Source organism: Prevotella sp. AM42-24 (genome assembly GCF_003461825.1).
Taxonomy (GTDB): domain Bacteria; phylum Bacteroidota; class Bacteroidia; order Bacteroidales; family Bacteroidaceae; genus Prevotella; species Prevotella hominis.
This window is the reverse complement of record NZ_QTXV01000015.1, coordinates 19,717-38,198: the sequence shown is the minus strand read 5'-3', so window position 1 is coordinate 38,198 and position 18,482 is coordinate 19,717. Positions and strand designations below refer to the sequence as shown.

Sequence of the window (18,482 nt, the reverse complement as noted above, 5' to 3'; positions counted from 1 at the left end):
AAACATAAACGACTGATTATCAGAATATATAGAAAGAAAGTCCATAAAAGGACCTGTCTAAATACTTGACACTGCTGTCTATTTTTTAGACAGAAAAGCCATCAAAAAGGTTGCGATGCGACACCATCTCCTTAATATATTCAAGGTATTATTATTGTATTCTTGCTGCAAAAGACTGAAAAACAATGAGATAGCAAAATTTATCACATTTTTATGAGGGACTTCCTACTTTTTCGTCTTTTGCTGTATCTTTTTGTATTTCAATTGGCTCTATTTCCAACTGATCAAAAATTATTTTATCTGAATTGCAAATTTCATTTTTAAATTTAGAGATATTTTTATTAGAAGCATTATTCAAATATACGACAATTCTATTTTGAATAGGTCTGATACCAACAGCAACCCACCCAATTTCGTCTCGCAATGCAGCTTTCTTGGCAAAAGAGACTTTTAATTTAGCGTGTAATTCTTTTAATTCTTGAAGAGAATAAGTACAAGATACAAATGTCACATTTGAATCTGTGCCTAGTCTTTTCTTTATATCTTCTATTCCTTTTGGACTTCCTTTTTTGACCATGACAATAAGTTTATTTGCCTTAACATATGAGCCTCCAAAATATTCTGGTGTTATTATGTCATCAGATGTTGTGTTGTTTTTCCTTACTGCAACATTTGCATAAGAATCATATAACTTTTCATTAAGTTGTTCTATGTTGCTTGCATAAGAAGGACTACACTTATTACTATTCTCTGCACAAGAAGAGATAAATCCTAAAAGGATTAAAGAGAAGATTGTAAAGTATAAATTCTTACTATTCATAGTTGATAAAATTTAATAATACTACAGCATGGGTTAGTTCCACCCATCGAGTCGGACTCATCGTAAAAGCATTTGAGTCCGCCTCTTTCAAAAGGGGGTCGAATTCGCCCCCTTTAAAATTAGGGTTGTTCAACTGCTCTCAAAGTTCTAAGTACTCCAAGGTGTTTTTGGAACGCAACCAATTCTTTACCACATCTTTGGGCTCAATGGGATTCTTCTACCTTGCTATATCGGTAATGCAGATGTAATCAACACCATCTTTGGTAAGTGTTTTTTTCGTTTGGTTTCTTACAATAATCTTTGCCATAAGATATTTGTTTTTGCATTCATTCTTAGATTTTTGCGTTGTCGGTTTCCCGATTGCGAATGCGAATATACGAAAAATATCGCTAAAATGGGAACAAAAGAATAAAAAACGGATGAAATTCTGACATAAAACTTGTTTTTTAACGGTTATTATAGCATTGGCGCACGTTTATTGTAGTCCAGATGTTCTTAGCAAATGCAAACAGACTGGATGATAAAAAAGAGGCAGCACAACTCATATCCAAAGCCAAAGAGCAGCTCAAGCAATAACCATCAAACTCTCATAAATACATGAAAATAAATTTTATCTTAGGTTCAGCATTATTGCTGAGCCAACCCCTTTACGCTCAAAACAAAGAGGCAAAAGATCAGTACAAGGCAATCAAGACTATCACATGAACATCAAGCAAGATTGGGCATCAGCCTCCATCTCCTTCATCTATAAGATAGGCAAGTACAAGGAGAAGACGAACAAGAACGTGAATACTTCCAGAATGGGAGTAAACTAACGAATTTCTTAAAAAATCGTCAGCAAACCAGCGTGCTTTCTTAAAAAATCGTCAATAAACTGCTCTTTTTCTGATAAAAGTCGTATCTTTGCACCATAATTGCATTTTAACTATAAGAAGACAATGAAAATAACAATTATCGGAGCAGGTGCTATGGGCGGTGCCATGGCAGAAGGCTTATTGAAGAGTGAGAACTTCACTCCTTCAGATATTACGGTATCTGACCACAACCAACCAGTATTGGATCACTTCGCAAGCGAAGGAGCCAGCGTAACCCTCGACAACCAGTTGGCTTGTCACGGCGCAGATATCGTATGCGTAGTTGTAAAGCCTTGGTGCGTGGAGAAAACTTTGAAAGGTATCAAGGATGTACTTGACTACAAAAGCCAGAAACTCGTAGTAGTTGCAGCCGGTGTTCCATCAGCCAATATCAAGGAATGGCTTGACAAGGACGGTTCTACCCCAACATTCTTCCTGGTAATGCCAAATATCGCTATCGCTTACAAACAGTCGATGACATTCATCACTCCAATTGATGCATCTGCTACAGAGAGTAAGCAAATTACAGATATATTTGATGAATTGGGCGAGAGCCTCATCATGGAAGAACGCCTTTTCCCTGCAGCCACAGCCATGTCATGTGCCATTGCTTATGCGATGCGCTATGTAAGAGCCAATGTGGAAGGCGGCATAGAGATGGGCTTCAAAGCTAAGGATGCACAGAAGATTGTACTCCAGACTGTGAAGGGTGCTGTAGAATTACTGCAAGAGACAGGCGAACACCCAGAGGCTGCCATTGATAAGGTTACTACTCCTGGCGGCTGCACCATCAAGGGTCTCAACACCATGGAACAAGGAGGTTTCACTTCTGCCGTCATCAACGGCTTGCTGGCAGGTAAAAAATAAAAATATTCCATTACAAGAAGTGTATTGTAATAGTCGATACACTTCTTTTTTTCCTTATCGAAAATTTCCAGTAAAAGTCTTTGGCATATTCATTTTTTCTTCGTACTTTTGTCCCCGAAATCTAAACACTTGCAATTTAAAACCAATCAGAAGATGAATTACCATAAAAATCATGGCAATCTCAAAAGATGCTGGGGACTTACATTCTGTTCACTAAGCATATTATTAGGTGCCTGCACAACAAAAGTTGTCAAGCAACAAGACAACCTGCCAATAGAGGATAGTACTGAAATCGAAATCAACACAACTGTTCTTCCCCTACCAGACACCTTGTATCCGTCGGCAGAGAGAGTGCGCTACGATGTTGAAATCAAAGATTCCAGCGACCTCACCTTGTCCTCTTTGGAGAGTCTCTATGATGGGGAAGATGTACTGACTTTCAGGAAAACCCTACTGCGTGATGCCAACTTTGGCGGTAAGGTAACAGGAACACCTGCTACCATAGACACGGCATGGGTATTTCATACCTATTATAATACAGAGCAAACGAAATATGGAATCTGGGGAGGAGGTTCCGGATGGACTGGTCAGCCTCTTTATCACAAGAAGAGAAATGAGATTATGGTTGGATCTCTATGCGGCAGAGTCTATTTCATCGACTACAATACAGGAAAGGCGACAAGACAAGCAATAGACGTGACCAACACGATAAAGGGAACTCCATCGCTCGATCCTACTCTCGACAACCTCTATGTCGGACAGGGTGTTCCCAATCACCAACCATTCGGAAGTTTGACCATAGACCTGAAAAAGAACCAGATAACCGATTTCTTCGGACGTGACTCCAAAGCACGCCGCGGTTGGAATGCCTTCGACTCATCACCAGTAGTCGTAGGAGACTTCCTTTTCTGGCCTGGCGAAAACGGATGTCTGTATAAATTCCGCAGAGCCCAAGGCAAGCTTACACTTGCAGCTGCATTACGCTATACCATCAACGGTTCGGCTCCTGGAGTTGAGAACAGTCTCTGCGTATATCGCAACTACGGTTTCTTCGGAGACAATCATGGCAACATTCTTGCTGTCAACTTAAATACGATGAAACCAGTTTGGAGTTACAACAACCATGACGACATAGATGGCAGTATCGTATGCAAAGTAGAAAAAGACACACCTTATATATATTGTGGCTGCGAAGTGGACAAACAGGAAAATGAAGGTATTTGTCATATCGTAAAATTGGATGGAAGAAACGGCAATCGTATCTGGGAATTGCAGATTCCATGCAGACGTTTCAACCAAGGCACGAAGACTTTGGATGGCGGTATGTACTGCACCCCTTTGTTAGGTCAAGGCGACTGCAGCAGCCTCCTGTTTGCCAATATTTGCCGAAACGGAGCTGATGGCAAAGGCAGAGCCTCAGCGGAGATGATAGCCGTCGATATTCAAACAGGTAAGATTGTCCACTCGACCCAGCTGAACCAGTTTGCGTGGTCATCACCTGTAGGATTCTTAAACGAGAAGAACGAAATGTATATTTTCACAGGCGACTCTGGTGGAACCACATATCTTATCCGCGCCAAGACTGGAGAAATACTGTGTAAGAAGCATTTTGCTCACAACTTTGAATCATCGCCATTGGTCATTGGCAATACCGCTATCGTAGGCTCCCGACAAAACGGAATCTATAAATTCGTTATCAAATAGAGGATTAACGCTGATTTTTCTTGCTCATATCAGCAAAAATTAGTACTTTTGCCCACAAACCAATAAAAATATAGAAATATGGACGAAGCAATCAAGCAAATCGGCGAGAGACTGAAAGGTCTTCGCGAGGTTCTCAACATCCCTGCAGAGGAGGTGGCTGAGCTTTGTGACATCAGTCTCGACCATTATCTCAAAATAGAGGCAGGAGAGGCAGACCCTTCTGTGTATCGCCTCTCAAAGATATCCAAGCGGTATGGTATCGACCTTGACGTATTACTCTTCGGCGAGGAACCTCGCATGAAGGGATACTACGTGACCCGCAAGGGACAGGGACCGGAGATTGACCGTAACAACCAATATAAGTACCAGAGCCTTGCCGTTGGTTTCAAAGACAGAAAGGTAAATCCTTTCATGGTTCAGGTTGACCCATTACCTGGTAATGAGAAACCAAATAAGAACGGACACGACGGACAGGAATATGATTATGTGATAGAAGGAACACTTGAGGTAACCATCGAAGAAAAAGTCATGGTACTCAACCCTGGTGACAGCATCTATTTCGACAGCAAGAAACAACATTGTTTCCGTTCCCTCAATGGAGAACCTGCCAAGTTTCTTTGTATCATTATCTAAATAGAGAATTCAATTCTCTAAGCAAATCAAACAATTATGATTGAGAGATTTTTAAAACAAACTAAATTTACTTCAGAACAAGACTTCAAGGAGCATCTGGAGTTCATTATACCAGAAGATTTCAACTTTGCCTACGATGTAATGGACGAGTGGGCAAAAATCAAGCCAGACCATGTTGCACTGCTTTGGACAAGTGAACGTGGCGAGGAAATACGTTTTACATACAAGGATCTGAAAGAACAGAGCGACAAGGCTGCTGCCTATTTCCAGAGCCTCGGCATTGGTCATGATGATAAGGTAATGCTTATCCTGAAGCGCCACTATCAGTGGTGGCTTGCCATGCTCGGACTCCACAAGATAGGAGCCGTAGCCATTCCTGCCACCCATATGCTCACCAAGCATGACATCGTATATCGCAACAATGCCGCCAGCGTAAAAGCCATCATCTGCTGCGGCGATGATTACGTGGTAGAGCAAATTGAAGAAGCTATGCCAGAGAGCCCTACCGTCAAGACCCTGATCAGTATCGGTCCGGATATCCCAGAAGGTTTCCACGACTGGATGAAGGAGTGGAACGAATGCGCTCCTTTCGTTCGCCCAGAACATGTGAATTCCAATGAAGATACGCTCCTGATGTATTTCACATCAGGTACGACAGGCGAGCCAAAGATGGTGGCCCACGACCACCTCTATGCCCTCGGTCATCTGACCACGGGTGTATATTGGCACAATCTCCACGAGAACTCCATCCACCTGACCGTAGCCGATACCGGTTGGGGAAAGGCTGTTTGGGGCAAACTCTACGGTCAATGGTTTGCCGGAGCTACCGTCTTCGTATTCGATCACGAGAAGTTTACGGCTGATAAGATTATGCGCCAGATAGAAAAATATCATATCACTTCTTTCTGCGCCCCTCCTACTATCTACCGTTTCATGATTCAGGAAGATTTCTCCAAGTACGACCTCAGCAGTCTCGAATATTGTACAACTGCGGGTGAAGCGATGAATCCATCCGTAGCAGAAACCTTCCAGAAACTGACTGGTGTACAGATCTACGAGGGCTTCGGACAGACCGAAACCACCATGACATTAGGAACCTTCCCTTGGATTAAGCCAAAACCAGGAAGCATGGGCAAGCCTAACCCACAATATGATGTTCACATCCTTCGCCCAGACATGACAGAGTGTGAGGATGGTGAAAAGGGTGAGATTTGCATCCGCATCGGTGATAACAAACCTCTTGGACTCTTCAAGTATTATTACCGTGACGAAAAGCAGACCAAGTCTGTGTGGCATGACGGTTACTATCACACGGGCGATATGGCTTGGCGTGACGAGGAAGGCTACTTCTGGTTTGAGGGCAGAATCGATGATGTGATCAAGAGTTCAGGTTATCGCATCGGTCCTTTCGAGGTAGAAAATGCCCTGATGACTCATCCTGCCGTAGTAGAGTGCGCCATCACCGGTGTACCAGACCCAATCAGAGGTATGGTTGTCAAGGCAACCGTCGTACTGAAGGAAGAATACAAGAGTATGGCAGGACCAGACCTCATTAAGAAGCTGCAGGATCATGTGAAGCATGAGACTGCTCCTTATAAATATCCTCGCATCATCGAATTCGTAGATGAATTGCCAAAGACCATCTCTGGCAAGATTCGAAGAGTAGAGATTCGAGAAAAGGATAATAAGAAATAGGAGTAATGAAAAAAATATATAAAATAATACCTATTGCACTATTGCTCTGCATGAGCAATAGTGCACAAGCCCAAAAATGGGCAAATGCTCCTAAAATAATCGTAGGAATAAGAGGAGGAATTACATTTGCTCCAACAGATTGGGGATGCTCAGATATCGAAGTTTTCCCTTCTACAGGTGTAGCAGCAAGTTTCAGAATAGCGAAATTGCCATTCTACATTGAAACAGGCTTATATTACACCAATAGATTTGTATATGATTACGACAATCATTCACTCTTGGTACCCGCTCTTTTTTCCTATCATATTCCTCTTAAAAAGAATATGTCCTTACAACCATTCTCGGGTCCATTCATATCTTATGGTTTCGAAGGAGAATTGGATGAAGGTTGGCGTATGGGTGTTGGTTTCAGCTCAAAGAAATTCTATGCAAACTGTGGTTATGACTATAGTTTCAATTATGGCGTTGACGAAGACGCTCTTTTCGTAAGCGTCGGCTATAACTTTTAATTATAAACATATCACATAAAATATAACAAGAAGAACAAGAGAATTCTTCACTCTTCGTTCTTCACTCTTCACTTTAATCATGGGAAAAAGAATTGTAGTAAAGGTGGGCAGCAATGTGCTGACCCGAGAAGACGGAAAGTTGGACGTAACAAGAATGTCGGCGATTGTAGATCAAATCGTTTGGCTCCGCAAACACGACTATGAGGTAATTCTGGTATCATCAGGTGCCGTAGCAGCCGGAAGAGCCGAGCTGCATGTTGACCACCATTTAGACAGCGTGGAGCAACGCCAGCTGTTCTCTGCTATCGGACAGGTGAAACTCGTAGGTCTCTATTACAACCTTTTCCGTGAATACAAGATCAAGATAGGTCAGGTATTGACCATGAAGGAGAATTTCGGTGCCGAGGAGCAGTACAAGAACCAGGAGGCCTGCATGCAGGTAATGCTGGAGAACAATGTACTTCCTATCGTCAATGAGAACGATACCGTGTGCATCACCGAGTTGATGTTTACGGATAACGACGAGTTGTCTGGCTTGATTGCCAAGATGATGAATGCCGACACACTTATATTATTAAGTAATGTGGACGGCATCTACAATGGCGATCCAAGCGAGCCTACCACCCGCATTATCCCATCGGTTTATTACGACCGCGATATCAGCGAGTACATTCTTGCCAGCAAGAGCAGCCACGGCAGAGGCGGCATGACTTCAAAAGTGAAAACCGCCCACGACGTAGCCAATGCCGGCATCAAGGTAATCATCGCCAATGGCAACACGCCAAACATCCTCATCAACCTGAAGGAGCATCCGATGGAGACACTTCATACAGAATTTGTAGCAAGACCGCTAAACAAGTAAAATCATTAGGGAAAAGAGATACAGATACCTAAAAAAAAGCAGCAAGCCTATTATAGACTTTGCTGCTTTTTTAATTATGAATATTGATACCTTATTCTAATACCAATACATGGCTGGTTCCATCGGTCTGGCTGAATACATTCAAGCCGACTTTCATCAGATAGTCACCGCTATACTGTTTACCATTGCACTCCAAATCAGATTCCTTTCCAGGCATCAGATTGGTCTCCTTGACAGTATATACTTTATCGGCATCCAAACCCTGCATCTTCACATTCATCACAGGCTCCTTATAGCGTGGGTGCAAGTCGTATGCAAAGAGAACGGCACGCTGCTTGTCCTTACTTACATAGTTAATGGCACAGTGGTTGCCTTCGTATGGAGAAACCAGGCGATACTGGTCGCCTTCGAGAATCATCGGCTTCATGTTATCGTAGTTCTTGACAGCATTCTGTACAAACTTGTAGTCATCATCAGAAAGCGACTTGAGGTCGATGTCGAAGCCCAACTTGCAAGAACTGCAAACATCGGTGCGGAACTTCACGCTGGTATTTTTGTTCCAATTGGTTACATGAGAGCCCATGGTCTTGGCTGGGAAGAACTTAGACAAGCTCCACTGGATGTAGATGCGCTCGAATGGGTCTGTATCGTCTGAGCACCAAAACTCGGTGAAGTATTTCAACATCTCGTAGTCCATTCTGCCGCCACCGCCAGAGCAGAGCATCATAGGCAACTTAGGATACTTGTTGTGGATGCGAGTGAGTACCTTGTAGATGCCACGCACATGGTCGATATAGAAGTTACCCTGGTTCTCCTTGTGATATGGAGAGTAGATGTTGGTAATCACACTGTTGCAATCCCACTTGAAGTAAGCCACATCTGGGTTCTCCGTCATGATGCGATCCACGATGCCGAACACATAATCCTGTACCTTAGGGTTGCTGATGTCAAGCACCAACTGGTTGCGATAGTAATAAGTGTCACGCTTAGGCTGCATGATGACCCAGTCGGGATGCTTCTCAAAGAGTTCGCTCTTAGGATTCACCATCTCAGGCTCAATCCAAATACCAAACTTTACACCTGCCTTCTTGGCATCTCTTACCAATCCTGGTATTCCCTCTGGCAGCTTGCTCTTGGTAGCCTCCCAGTCGCCGAGACCTGCATGGTCGTCCTTGCGAGGATACTTGTTAGCAAACCAACCATCGTCGAGCAAGAACATATCTACACCCAAGTCCTTTGCATCCTTCATCAACTCAGCAAGACTCTGCTGGTTGAAGTCGAAGCCAGTGTTCTCCCAGTTGTTCAGAAGGGTAAGGCGATTTTCCATACCCATGTTCACCTGATACTGGCGAGCCCAGTTGTGCAGATTTCGTGAAGCCTCACCCATGCCATTGTCGCTCATGGCGAAGATGAACTCAGGGGTAGTAAATGTCTCTCCTGCCTTCAACTTATAGTCGGAAGCGTATGGGTTGATGGCTGGGATGACACGGAGTGCGCCCACGTTGTCCACCTCGAAGGTAAAGCGGAAGTTGCCAGGCCATCCGATGGTACCAAGCATCACCTTGCCTTCGTTTTCTTTGGCAGGCTCATCAAATCCCAGTTCAAAGAATGGCTCCTCCTGCATGGCTGCACGGGTACCCAACTTGGTATCAACTATCTTTTTTCCAGCAGTCAACTGGCAAGTCTCAGGCTGTCCTTCCTTAGCCCAGTCGCTATGATAATTGGTAACGAAATACTTGTTTGCCTTGAAATAAAGCATTGTAGAACTATATCTCCAAAGCGTTACAGGGGCTTTCTCTTTGTGAGAGATTTCGCTCCACGCCTTAATGACGTTCTCCTTAGGATAAGCTGCATAGTGGAGCTTCACGGTCAGCGGATATACCTTGTCCTTAAGAGTGATGATGGTCTCAACACCTCCACTGATAGCCTTTTCTTCAGAAGACTGATAATACAAATAGGTGGTCATGTTGCCATCGGCATGAGTCACAGCCACTGCCGGCTCGAAGAAATCTTCTGCACCAGAAGTTGCATAAACCTCATGACCTCGTTGACAGACGGCACCATCAGAGGCTGCATATACGTCCCATTTCAGGTTCTGATAGTCTGCGGGATTCTTCAACTTGTCGCCTAAATACACTTGATAGAGACGACCTTTAGGAGAAACTTGCATCACGAGATCGGTCTTGTCGGTCGATACTCTGATGGTCTTTTGCGCGAATGCCATCACTGAAGTCATGCACATAGCTGCAATAATCATAAATACCTTTTTCATTGTTCTTTGGTTTTTATTTGATTGTTGGTTTTATTATTTTTGCTATTACGATAACGTCTTGCAGTCTTACTTTATTGCAATTTTCATCGTATATTATGAAAGCTTAGAACTTGATTCCTGCTGAGAACTCGATGGTGAATGGGCGAAGATAGCTGCCGCTCATATACTTGCCTGCATATTTACTGGCTTCTTCCTTTGTAATCAACTCCGAACCGTTGATGGTACCTTTGGCACCCTTCTCGTTGAGGATGTTGATGACGCTCACACCGAGGCTCAGTTTCTTATTCACGTTCCAGTTGATTCCGCCGAAAGTCTCCCAGTGACCATTGAAATAGAGTGCCTCCTGGAGGTTGGCGTAGGTCTTGCCAAAGTAACGGAAGCTCAACCAAGCGTTCAAGTTCTTGGTGATGTCATACTTAGGATCCAACTCAATGAGTACCTGTGGAATCTCCTTCACGATCATGTTGTTCGCATTTACACCCATAGTCTGGCCATCGTTGAACGTTACGCTTGCATTGTAGTTCTTATACACTGGCTTCTGACAGGTGAAGAGGGCGTGCATGTGGAAGTTCTTGAATGGATTGATCTCGGCAGAGGTGGTCCAACCCAAGGTCTGGATGTTGTAGATGAGCAACACGGTCTTGCCTTCTGACGTGCCAGGCTTGGTGAGGTTCTGCTGGTCGATGTTGTTCGACTTCGAGATGTAAGTAATCATGGAAGATAAGTCTATCCAATCGTTCTTGTAGAAGATTCCACCACGAATCAGCGGGATTGTAACTCGCTTGTACTGTTCCTCGGTAGGACCTGTTCCTGCATACTCGCTGATGCGTGGGAAGCGGGTGGCGATGGTTGCGTCAGCTGTCAGACCAAACTGGTTGGTGAGGTTGTACGTCAACTGCAGGGTAGCCGCATAGTTCAGTTTGTTCTTGGTCACCTTGGCTGGTTCGATATTATGCGCTGTGGCTACGATAGAACCATCCTCCGCAGTAGAATAGGTGTTGTAATTGCCGATATGGAATCCCTTGAAGCGTGAGGCAGAAATTTGGTTTGCCGACATGCGATAGTACTCCAGACGTCCGCCATAGAAAACTTTGAACTTAGGGGTTACTCTCCATTCGTCGGTAAAATAAACAGCCAACTTGTTCTCAGAACCCTTGGTGTATTCAGGACTCAGCTCGTTATATCCAAAGGTCTCGGAGCGACGTGCGGTCAGTGTAGGGTCAAGAGGATTTACGTACATTTGGCTCAATGTGCGAGGATAAGGCTCCACGGTACCAGCCCACTGGAAAGATGATGAATAGTAGTCGAGATGATAATACCACTCGTTCAGACCTATCATCAACTTGTGGTTGTTCAGCTGCTTGCTGATTTCTGTCGTCATGAGAGCATTACTCACCTTTCCTACGTGCAACCAAGTACGTCGTCCCTCAATGAGTCCGCTATAAGCTGAGCCATCGGAGAGCTGATAACCATCAGCCTCGCTCACCTCCGAGATAGAGCTACCACCGTAATCCACGTAGTTGGCGCGAGGAGCATTCATGTATTTAGCGTTGAATTTCCACAACCATCCGTTGTCAAATTGGTACTGGCTGATGAGGGCAATCTCGTTGGCGTGGTTCTCGCTTCCGTCGCTCATGTTCCAGGTCTCCATCTTGCCAGTCTTGGTGTTCAAGTATGGGAAAGAACCTTGTCGCTGAACATAGGAGTTCATGCCTGGGTCGAAGCCGGCGATTTTCTTGATGCTGCCGTCACCTGCGTAGATGAAAGGTGCCGCATTGGCAAAGTTGCCTGGGTTCTTGCTGTTTGAGTACTTATATAATAAGGAGATGCGTCCCTTGCCTTCGTTCAGAATTCGGGTCAGACCGAAATGATAAATCTGGGTACGATCTGCGTAATCGGTGAAGCGAAGCTTGAAACTTCCTGGGTCGAAGTTCTGGTACATACTAGCAGTATAGAGCCAGTTGGTACCGATGCCACCAGAGAGGTTAAGGTCAAAGTTCTGCATACCGAAGTGGTTCGCCTTGTAATTGAGCTTGCCCTTGAACTCTTTCTGACCAAATTCGCTGAAAGAAGATACAGCGTAAGCAATGTTACCTGTGGCAATAGCCGACTCGGAAGGCGTCATCAGGTCGGTACCTTTCAGAGAGGCATCGCTGCGCCAGTGGGCTGAGAGTTTGTGAACTGAGGATGAATAAACTGCAGGAAGACCGTTCTCATATACGGTTACGTCTTCGCTCGGCAATCCAATCTGGATTTCACGAGGCTTGTTGGCGTCGGCAGCATTAAGCATCACGTTACGCTCTTCCTTCTTGTCCTTCTCTACGGATTCCTCTTCGAGGTTGAAAGACTTCTTTTCTTTTGTACTTGACTTCTCTTCATGATTATTAGAAGGAAGTGCATACATGTAGCTTGTCGCTGACATTACAGCCAAAGCCATGGAAAATGTACGGATTCTTAGGTTCATAACTTATTCTTTTTTTAGTTACATTATTAAATTTATTTGTTCATTCCAAAATGTTTTAATCTGAATCGAATGCGTTTAGATTTCGGTTACAAAGATAGATTGTTTTTAGACACCTTGGTGCTGTGTGTAGGGCGTGAGTAGATGCTTGGATACTCTTATAAAGACTTAACTGCCTAATAATCAGAATATATATAGAATTAATACTTTTTATGAGAGTAGATGTTGAAAAGAAGAATAAAAGTCGTATTTTTGCAGCCGTAAAGGGTTATTCTCTTTCATAACAAAGCAAAAACAGGTAAGAACAATAACAAACAAAGGACAATGAAGAAGATAGTATGGCTCTTGATGATGGTGGTGATGCCGATGTTGGCAAATGCGGCATTTTCCCGTAATGCGGATTTGGAGGACGAGGATGAGTTGCTTCATCGTCTGGACCAATATATTGCTCGTCGGGACGAGTTCTCTTCCAAGAAAGAGAAGAAACTCATACGAATGAAGAAAAAACTGAATCTTACTTCCGACAAACGAGAGCGTCTGAGTCTTTACAATCAAATCTATCGTGAGTATTATACTTATCGATATGACTCAGCCATGGTATATGCCAACAGGGGTCTGCAATTGGCAGAACAGTTGCATAATGACTATTTCATCAACCTCAACAAGATCAATCGGGCTGCGGTGTTATCCACAGGTGGATTCTATAGTCAGGCAGAAGACCTGTTGCTTTCTTTGAAGTCAGAAGACATTTCGCCCAAGCTGATGCAATACTATTATTACACCTTGACATGGGTGTATAACTATTGGGGAGCTTTCTGCGAAAGGTCTGAATTCAAGGAGGAAATGCAAGACCAAAAAAGACTCTATCTTGCCAAGACCCTTGAATATGTAGGCAACAAGCATTCCGCGCTCTATTATTATCTGAGTGGTGAGTTGGAGTATTTGCTACATCGCACAGACAAGAAAGTGTTGGGCTGGTATCAGAAAGCCCTTGCCGCCAGTCCTATTGACAGTAGAGTGCATGCTTCTGCAGCATATTGTATAGCTCGTTATTATCAGGACAATGGGCAGATGGACATATATGAGAAATATTTGGTAGAGGCGGCCATCTCCGACCAGATTTGTCCCTTGAAAGAAAATTTGGCACTTCAGGAACTTTCCACCTATCTATATAATAAGGATGCTAAGTATGCGAAGCGTGTGTCAAAGTATATCTATTGTTCGATGGAAGATGCTCAGTTTTATAACAATCGTCTTCGAATGGTTGAGATCTCTCGCATACTTCCGCTTATCACGGAAACGAATCATCAGCAAGGAATACGTAAAAATCGCATCATCACGGCATCGCTGGTTGTGGTAAGTATCGTGTCTCTTGGCTTCTTGGCGATGATGTTCTTTGTCTTCAGGATAAATAAACGTTTGGCAAAGAGTCGTCGGGAGGTGAAGAGTCAAAATACACTCTTGGACGAACTGAACCAGAAGCTGCTCAATACCAACAAGCGCAGGGAGACTTATATGAGATTGTTTATGGACATCAGTGCCGTCTATATCAAGAAACTCGACGATTATCGCAAGTTGGTGAGCCGCAAGATCAAGGCGAAACAGACTGCCGACCTCCTTACCGCCATCAACAGCTATAAGTTGGCAGAAGAGGAAGCTTCAAGTTTCTACAACCGATTCGATAAGGCTTTTATGGACTTATACCCTAACTTCGTGGATGAGTTCAACCAACTGCTGTTGCCAGAAAAGCAGATTGTTCTCCCAGCCCCTAACAGTCTTACCAAGGAACTGCGTATCTATGCACTGATGCGATTAGGAATTACGGATGGTCAGGAACTAGCCACCCTCCTGTTCTATTCTACGCAAACCATCTATAATTACAAGACAGCCATCAGAAAGCGAGCGAAAGACCTCACCACTTTTGATGCAGCCATCAACCAACTATGCAATGTGATAGGCTAATCAGAGCCAGAATAAGCAAGAGAACATAAAACTTGCCTCCAATATCCCCATCTTAGCTAAGAAGAAAGACAAGAAGGCTCGTGAATGGTATGCAAAGGAGGCACCATTTCAAAAAGGTCAGGCAGTGCCTGATCTTTTTTTATCTCATTTTCCGTATAACTATCCATTTATCTATAAAACTATTACTTTTTCTTGCATAAGGTTTGTAATTTCCGATATTTATGCTTACCTTTGCCGTTGTTAAGAGGAAACTCGTAACACATTACAAAATATCTTATCATCAAATAAGAAAGGAAATAGCCAATGGAACTAAGAGAGACTTTCCAAAAAGTGAAGACTGCCAGCAAGACCTTAAGCTTGCTCAGCGATGATCAACGTAATGAAATTCTGCAGGCGGTGGCTGATGCCATCATCGCCGAAACTCCTGCGCTCCTTGCAGCAAATGCAGAAGATCTGGCAAAGATGGACAAGGCGAACCCGCTCTATGACCGACTGCAACTTACTGAGCAGCGACTTCAGGATATTGCTTCGGATATGAGACACGTCAGCACGTTGCCCTCACCACTTGGAAGAGTTCTCAAAGACAAAACACTCGAAAACGGATTGCACCTGCAGAGAATTGCCGTTCCTTTCGGAGTCATCGGTATGATTTATGAGGCTCGTCCTAACGTAACCTACGATGTTTTTTCTCTCTGCTTCAAGAGCGGCAATGCCTGCGTATTGAAGGGTGGAAAGGATGCAAATGCCTCTAACTCAGCGGGTGTCGAACTTATCCACAGGGTGTTGATAAAGTATGGAGTGAATCCTGACGTATGTACGCTCCTACCTGCTACCCATGAAGCTACGGGAGAAATGCTGAATGCCGTTGGCTATATCGACCTCTGCATTCCTCGTGGCGGAAAGAAACTCATCAACTTCGTTCGTGATACTGCCAAAGTACCGGTCATTGAGACAGGAGCAGGCGTGGTACACTGTTACTTTGACAAGGATGGTGACTTGGAGATGGGCAAGCGCATCATCACCAATGCCAAGTGCCGAAGAGTAAGCGTATGCAATGCACTCGACTGTCTGTTGATTCACGAAAACAGATTGAGCGACCTCCCTGCCCTCTGTGAAGGACTCGCCGAGAAGCAAACCAAGATTCATGCTGATACCCAAGCTTACGAGGCATTAAAGGGACACTATCCTGATACCTTATTATATAAGGCAGAGGAAAGCGAGGCGAAGATGAAGGAAGCCGATGCCAACGTGAAGAGCATCTGGAACACCGAATGGCTCAGTATGCAGATGGGTATCAAGACTGTAGCTTCTGAAGACGAAGCACTCGACCATATCGCTACTTACGGAAGCGGACACAGCGAAAGTATCGTTTCTAATGACAAAGCAGCCCAAAAGAAATTCCAGATGATGGTAGATGCTGCTTGCGTCTATGTGAACGCTCCAACCAGCTTCACCGATGGCGCACAATTTGGACTGGGCGCAGAAATTGGCATCAGTACCCAGAAACTTGGAGCTCGCGGACCAATGGCGCTAGAAGAGATTACCACCTACAAGTGGTTGATTACAGGAAATGGACAAACAAGAAATTAAAAACAAAATAACAATGAAGACATTCTTTAATGTTGAAGACCTTGGCGACCTGAAAGCAGCGCTCGCCGAGGCTCAGGAAGTGAAAGCAAACCGTTTCGGTTATCAAGAGTTGGGCAAGAACAAGACCTTGCTGATGATATTTTTCAACAACAGTCTCCGTACCCGTTTAAGTACACAAAAGGCAGCAATGAACCTGGGCATGAATGTAATCGTGCTCGACGTAAATGCTGGTGCATGGAAGTTGGAGACAGAACGTGGCGTTATCATGGATGGCGACAAGAGTGAACACCTGCTTGAGGCCATACCTGTGATGGGAAGTTTCTGCGACCTCATCGGTGTACGCAGCTTTGCCGGTTTGAAAGACCGTGACTACGATTATGCCGAGACCATCGTCAACCAGTTCGTGAAGTACAGCGGCCGCCCTGTTTTTGCCATGGAGACTGCTACCGTTCACCCACTCCAGGCATTCGCCGACCTCATCACCATCGAGGAGCACAAGAAGGTGGCTCGTCCTAAGGTGGTTCTGACCTGGGCTCCTCATTGCCGTGCCTTGCCTCAAGCCGTACCAAACTCATTCGCCCAGTGGATGAATGCAGCCGATGTAGATTTCGTAGTAACCCATCCTGAAGGTTATGAACTCGACCCTAAGTTCGTAGGCAATGCCAAGGTGGAGTACGACCAGAAGAAAGCATTGGAAGGCGCAGACTTCGTTTATGCTAAGAACTGGAGCTGTCCAGGCGTAAAAGACCCAGCACAGTATGGTGAGATTCTGAGCAAGGACATGAGCTGGACCATCGACGAGGAGCACATGAGCTGGACCAATGACGGTTGCTTCATGCATTGCTTGCCAGTTCGCCGTGGTTTGATTGTTACAGATGATGTCATCGAAAGCCAGAACAGTCTGGTCATTCCAGAGGCAGCCAACCGTGAGATTTCAGCCGAGGTTGTCATCAAGCGTATGCTTGAGTCACTCTAAAGCAGGAAATAAGAAAGAGATTGGGGAAGTAAAGGAAAACAAGCCTTTACTTCCCTTTTTCGTTCTTCCCCCTCATGATTCCATCCCCATTTCTCGGTATTTTTATCTTTTCATTCTGTCCAAATTCACATATTTCAAATATTATCTGTACCTTTGCCGCCGAAAAAAAAGAAGAAGATGGACAAATACATTACATTATCACCAGAAGCTAAGGGCACTTTCAACGACCGCCTCAACTTTCTGTATCTAAAAATAGGTAATTATCTCGACACAGAGAATCTGCAGAATAGAACCTTGCAGTATTGCAAGGTTTTCCTCAGCGACTCCAAAAACCAGATAAAAGAGCTACAGGAATCGCTCCTTTATCAGGAATTTCTCAAAGATACCAATCTTACGATTGTAGAGCAACCTCCGCTTGATGGAAGCAAGATTTCTCTCCTAATCAAGACAACAGATGATAAGACCCCTATCCTATTCCATAGTCTCCGACTGACAGAAGAGGAAGCTAAAGGAAAAGATTCATACGAGCAAACCCGTATGCTGTTTGAAAGATATCTAAGCCTCATCGCTGATACAGATATGACCATGGAACGGAATCTGGTAAGAACATGGATTTACGTAACCGATATTGATGTAAACTATCAAGGCGTGGTAGAAGCCCGAAACGACGTATTCAGCCAACAAGGTCTTACTGCAGATACTCACTATATCGCCAGTACAGGCATAGGAGGAAGCACTTCTGTTCTGAATGCATCCGTGGCCATCGACTTCCTGACCATTCCTGATATCAATGAGGAAAACAAGAAGTATCTTCAGGCACTCGAACATCTGAATCCTACTCATGAATATGGAGTTGCCTTCGAAAGAGGAACCCGAGTTACAATACCAGTTCATTCTGTAAATTCTGATGGAAACCAACAGTTCAAACAGCAATACTTTATTTCCGGCACAGCAAGCATCGACAAACAAGGTGATGTAGTTTATGAAGGAGACATTGTAAGACAGACAGGCAGACTTCTGGAAAACATCGGAGCTCTGCTAAAAGACGGTGATGCCACCATGAATGACATCCAATACTTCATCATCTACTTGCGCGATATTTCCGATTATCATACGGTAGATAGACTGATGCAACAGTTTTATCCACAGATACCACGCATCATCGTGGACGCAAAAGTATGCCGCCCTGGCTGGCTGATAGAGATGGAGTGCATTGCAGAGAAAGAAACATGTTCTACAAAATAAGGAATTATAAAGATTCTGTCATCTAACCTTCG

12 protein-coding genes and 1 pseudogene are annotated in these 18,482 nt (G+C 44.2%); 10 read left to right on the top strand and 3 right to left on the bottom strand.

All coding sequences use genetic code 11. The annotated features are described in order from the left end of the window. Window positions 1-211: 211 nt before the first annotated feature. A complete protein-coding gene (locus tag DW917_RS06810; protein WP_118117269.1) occupies window positions 212-820 on the bottom strand; it encodes a hypothetical protein in 609 nt (202 codons plus the stop codon). 938 nt (window positions 821-1,758) lie between these two features. Here DW917_RS06810 and DW917_RS06800 point away from each other — a divergent pair. The 6 genes and pseudogenes from DW917_RS06800 to proB all read left to right on the top strand — a co-directional run. Beyond that, a complete protein-coding gene (locus tag DW917_RS06800; protein ID WP_118117268.1) occupies window positions 1,759-2,541 on the top strand; it encodes a pyrroline-5-carboxylate reductase in 783 nt (260 codons plus the stop codon). A gap of 153 nt (window positions 2,542-2,694) precedes the next feature. Next, on the top strand, window positions 2,695-4,245 hold the full coding sequence (locus DW917_RS06795) for a PQQ-binding-like beta-propeller repeat protein (RefSeq protein ID WP_118117267.1): 1,551 nt from the start codon (window positions 2,695-2,697) through the stop codon (window positions 4,243-4,245). Between the two features lie 78 nt (window positions 4,246-4,323). Further along, window positions 4,324-4,878 (top strand): helix-turn-helix domain-containing protein, encoded by a 555-nt coding sequence (locus DW917_RS06790; protein ID WP_118117266.1) that lies wholly within the window; start codon window positions 4,324-4,326, stop codon window positions 4,876-4,878. A gap of 36 nt (window positions 4,879-4,914) precedes the next feature. Further along, entirely contained in the window at window positions 4,915-6,573 is a 1,659-nt protein-coding gene (locus DW917_RS06785; protein WP_118117265.1) for an AMP-binding protein, read from the top strand. Window positions 6,574-6,578: 5 nt separating this feature from the next. Further along, complete coding sequence (locus tag DW917_RS06780) at window positions 6,579-7,082, top strand: outer membrane beta-barrel protein (protein ID WP_118117264.1); 504 nt, start codon at window positions 6,579-6,581, stop codon at window positions 7,080-7,082. A gap of 79 nt (window positions 7,083-7,161) precedes the next feature. Continuing rightward, window positions 7,162-7,932 (top strand): annotated as a pseudogene (gene proB, locus DW917_RS06775) (glutamate 5-kinase); the annotation flags it as partial. A gap of 103 nt (window positions 7,933-8,035) precedes the next feature. Here proB and DW917_RS06770 read toward each other — a convergent pair. Continuing rightward, window positions 8,036-10,216: an alpha-galactosidase gene (locus tag DW917_RS06770; protein ID WP_118117263.1), complete on the bottom strand. Its 2,181-nt coding sequence runs from the start codon at window positions 10,214-10,216 to the stop codon at window positions 8,036-8,038. A 103-nt stretch (window positions 10,217-10,319) separates the two neighbouring features. Further along, window positions 10,320-12,680, bottom strand: a complete 2,361-nt coding sequence (locus tag DW917_RS06765) for a TonB-dependent receptor (RefSeq protein ID WP_370453521.1) — start codon at window positions 12,678-12,680, stop codon at window positions 10,320-10,322. Window positions 12,681-13,001: 321 nt separating this feature from the next. Here DW917_RS06765 and DW917_RS06760 point away from each other — a divergent pair, with 321 nt between their 5' ends. The 4 genes from DW917_RS06760 to DW917_RS06745 all read left to right on the top strand — a co-directional run bounded on the left by DW917_RS06760 (window position 13,002) and on the right by DW917_RS06745 (window position 18,450). Further along, complete coding sequence (locus DW917_RS06760) at window positions 13,002-14,639, top strand: DUF6377 domain-containing protein (RefSeq protein ID WP_118117261.1); 1,638 nt, start codon at window positions 13,002-13,004, stop codon at window positions 14,637-14,639. Between the two features lie 303 nt (window positions 14,640-14,942). Next, window positions 14,943-16,229, top strand: a complete 1,287-nt coding sequence (locus tag DW917_RS06755) for a glutamate-5-semialdehyde dehydrogenase (protein WP_118117260.1) — start codon at window positions 14,943-14,945, stop codon at window positions 16,227-16,229. A gap of 13 nt (window positions 16,230-16,242) precedes the next feature. Continuing rightward, window positions 16,243-17,205: an acetylornithine carbamoyltransferase gene (locus tag DW917_RS06750; protein ID WP_118117288.1), complete on the top strand. Its 963-nt coding sequence runs from the start codon at window positions 16,243-16,245 to the stop codon at window positions 17,203-17,205. Between the two features lie 177 nt (window positions 17,206-17,382). Next, window positions 17,383-18,450, top strand: coding sequence for a Rid family hydrolase (locus tag DW917_RS06745; RefSeq protein WP_118117259.1), 1,068 nt, complete (start codon window positions 17,383-17,385; stop codon window positions 18,448-18,450). The last annotated feature ends 32 nt before the right edge of the window (window positions 18,451-18,482 follow it).

Bases quoted from the DNA above. Each gene is read 5' to 3' on its own strand.
- DW917_RS06810 (WP_118117269.1), bottom strand. From the start codon at position 820: ATGAATAGTAAGAATTTATACTTTACAATCTTCTCTTTAATCCTTTTA.
- DW917_RS06795 (WP_118117267.1), top strand. From the start codon at position 2,695: ATGAATTACCATAAAAATCATGGCAATCTCAAAAGATGCTGGGGACTT.
- DW917_RS06755 (WP_118117260.1), top strand. From the start codon at position 14,943: ATGGAACTAAGAGAGACTTTCCAAAAAGTGAAGACTGCCAGCAAGACC.
- DW917_RS06745 (WP_118117259.1), top strand. From the start codon at position 17,383: ATGGACAAATACATTACATTATCACCAGAAGCTAAGGGCACTTTCAAC.
- DW917_RS06780 (WP_118117264.1), top strand. From the start codon at position 6,579: ATGAAAAAAATATATAAAATAATACCTATTGCACTATTGCTCTGCATG.
- DW917_RS06760 (WP_118117261.1), top strand. From the start codon at position 13,002: ATGAAGAAGATAGTATGGCTCTTGATGATGGTGGTGATGCCGATGTTG.
- DW917_RS06770 (WP_118117263.1), bottom strand. From the start codon at position 10,216: ATGAAAAAGGTATTTATGATTATTGCAGCTATGTGCATGACTTCAGTG.
- DW917_RS06785 (WP_118117265.1), top strand. From the start codon at position 4,915: ATGATTGAGAGATTTTTAAAACAAACTAAATTTACTTCAGAACAAGAC.
- DW917_RS06750 (WP_118117288.1), top strand. From the start codon at position 16,243: ATGAAGACATTCTTTAATGTTGAAGACCTTGGCGACCTGAAAGCAGCG.
- DW917_RS06800 (WP_118117268.1), top strand. From the start codon at position 1,759: ATGAAAATAACAATTATCGGAGCAGGTGCTATGGGCGGTGCCATGGCA.
- DW917_RS06790 (WP_118117266.1), top strand. From the start codon at position 4,324: ATGGACGAAGCAATCAAGCAAATCGGCGAGAGACTGAAAGGTCTTCGC.
- DW917_RS06765 (WP_370453521.1), bottom strand. From the start codon at position 12,680: ATGAACCTAAGAATCCGTACATTTTCCATGGCTTTGGCTGTAATGTCA.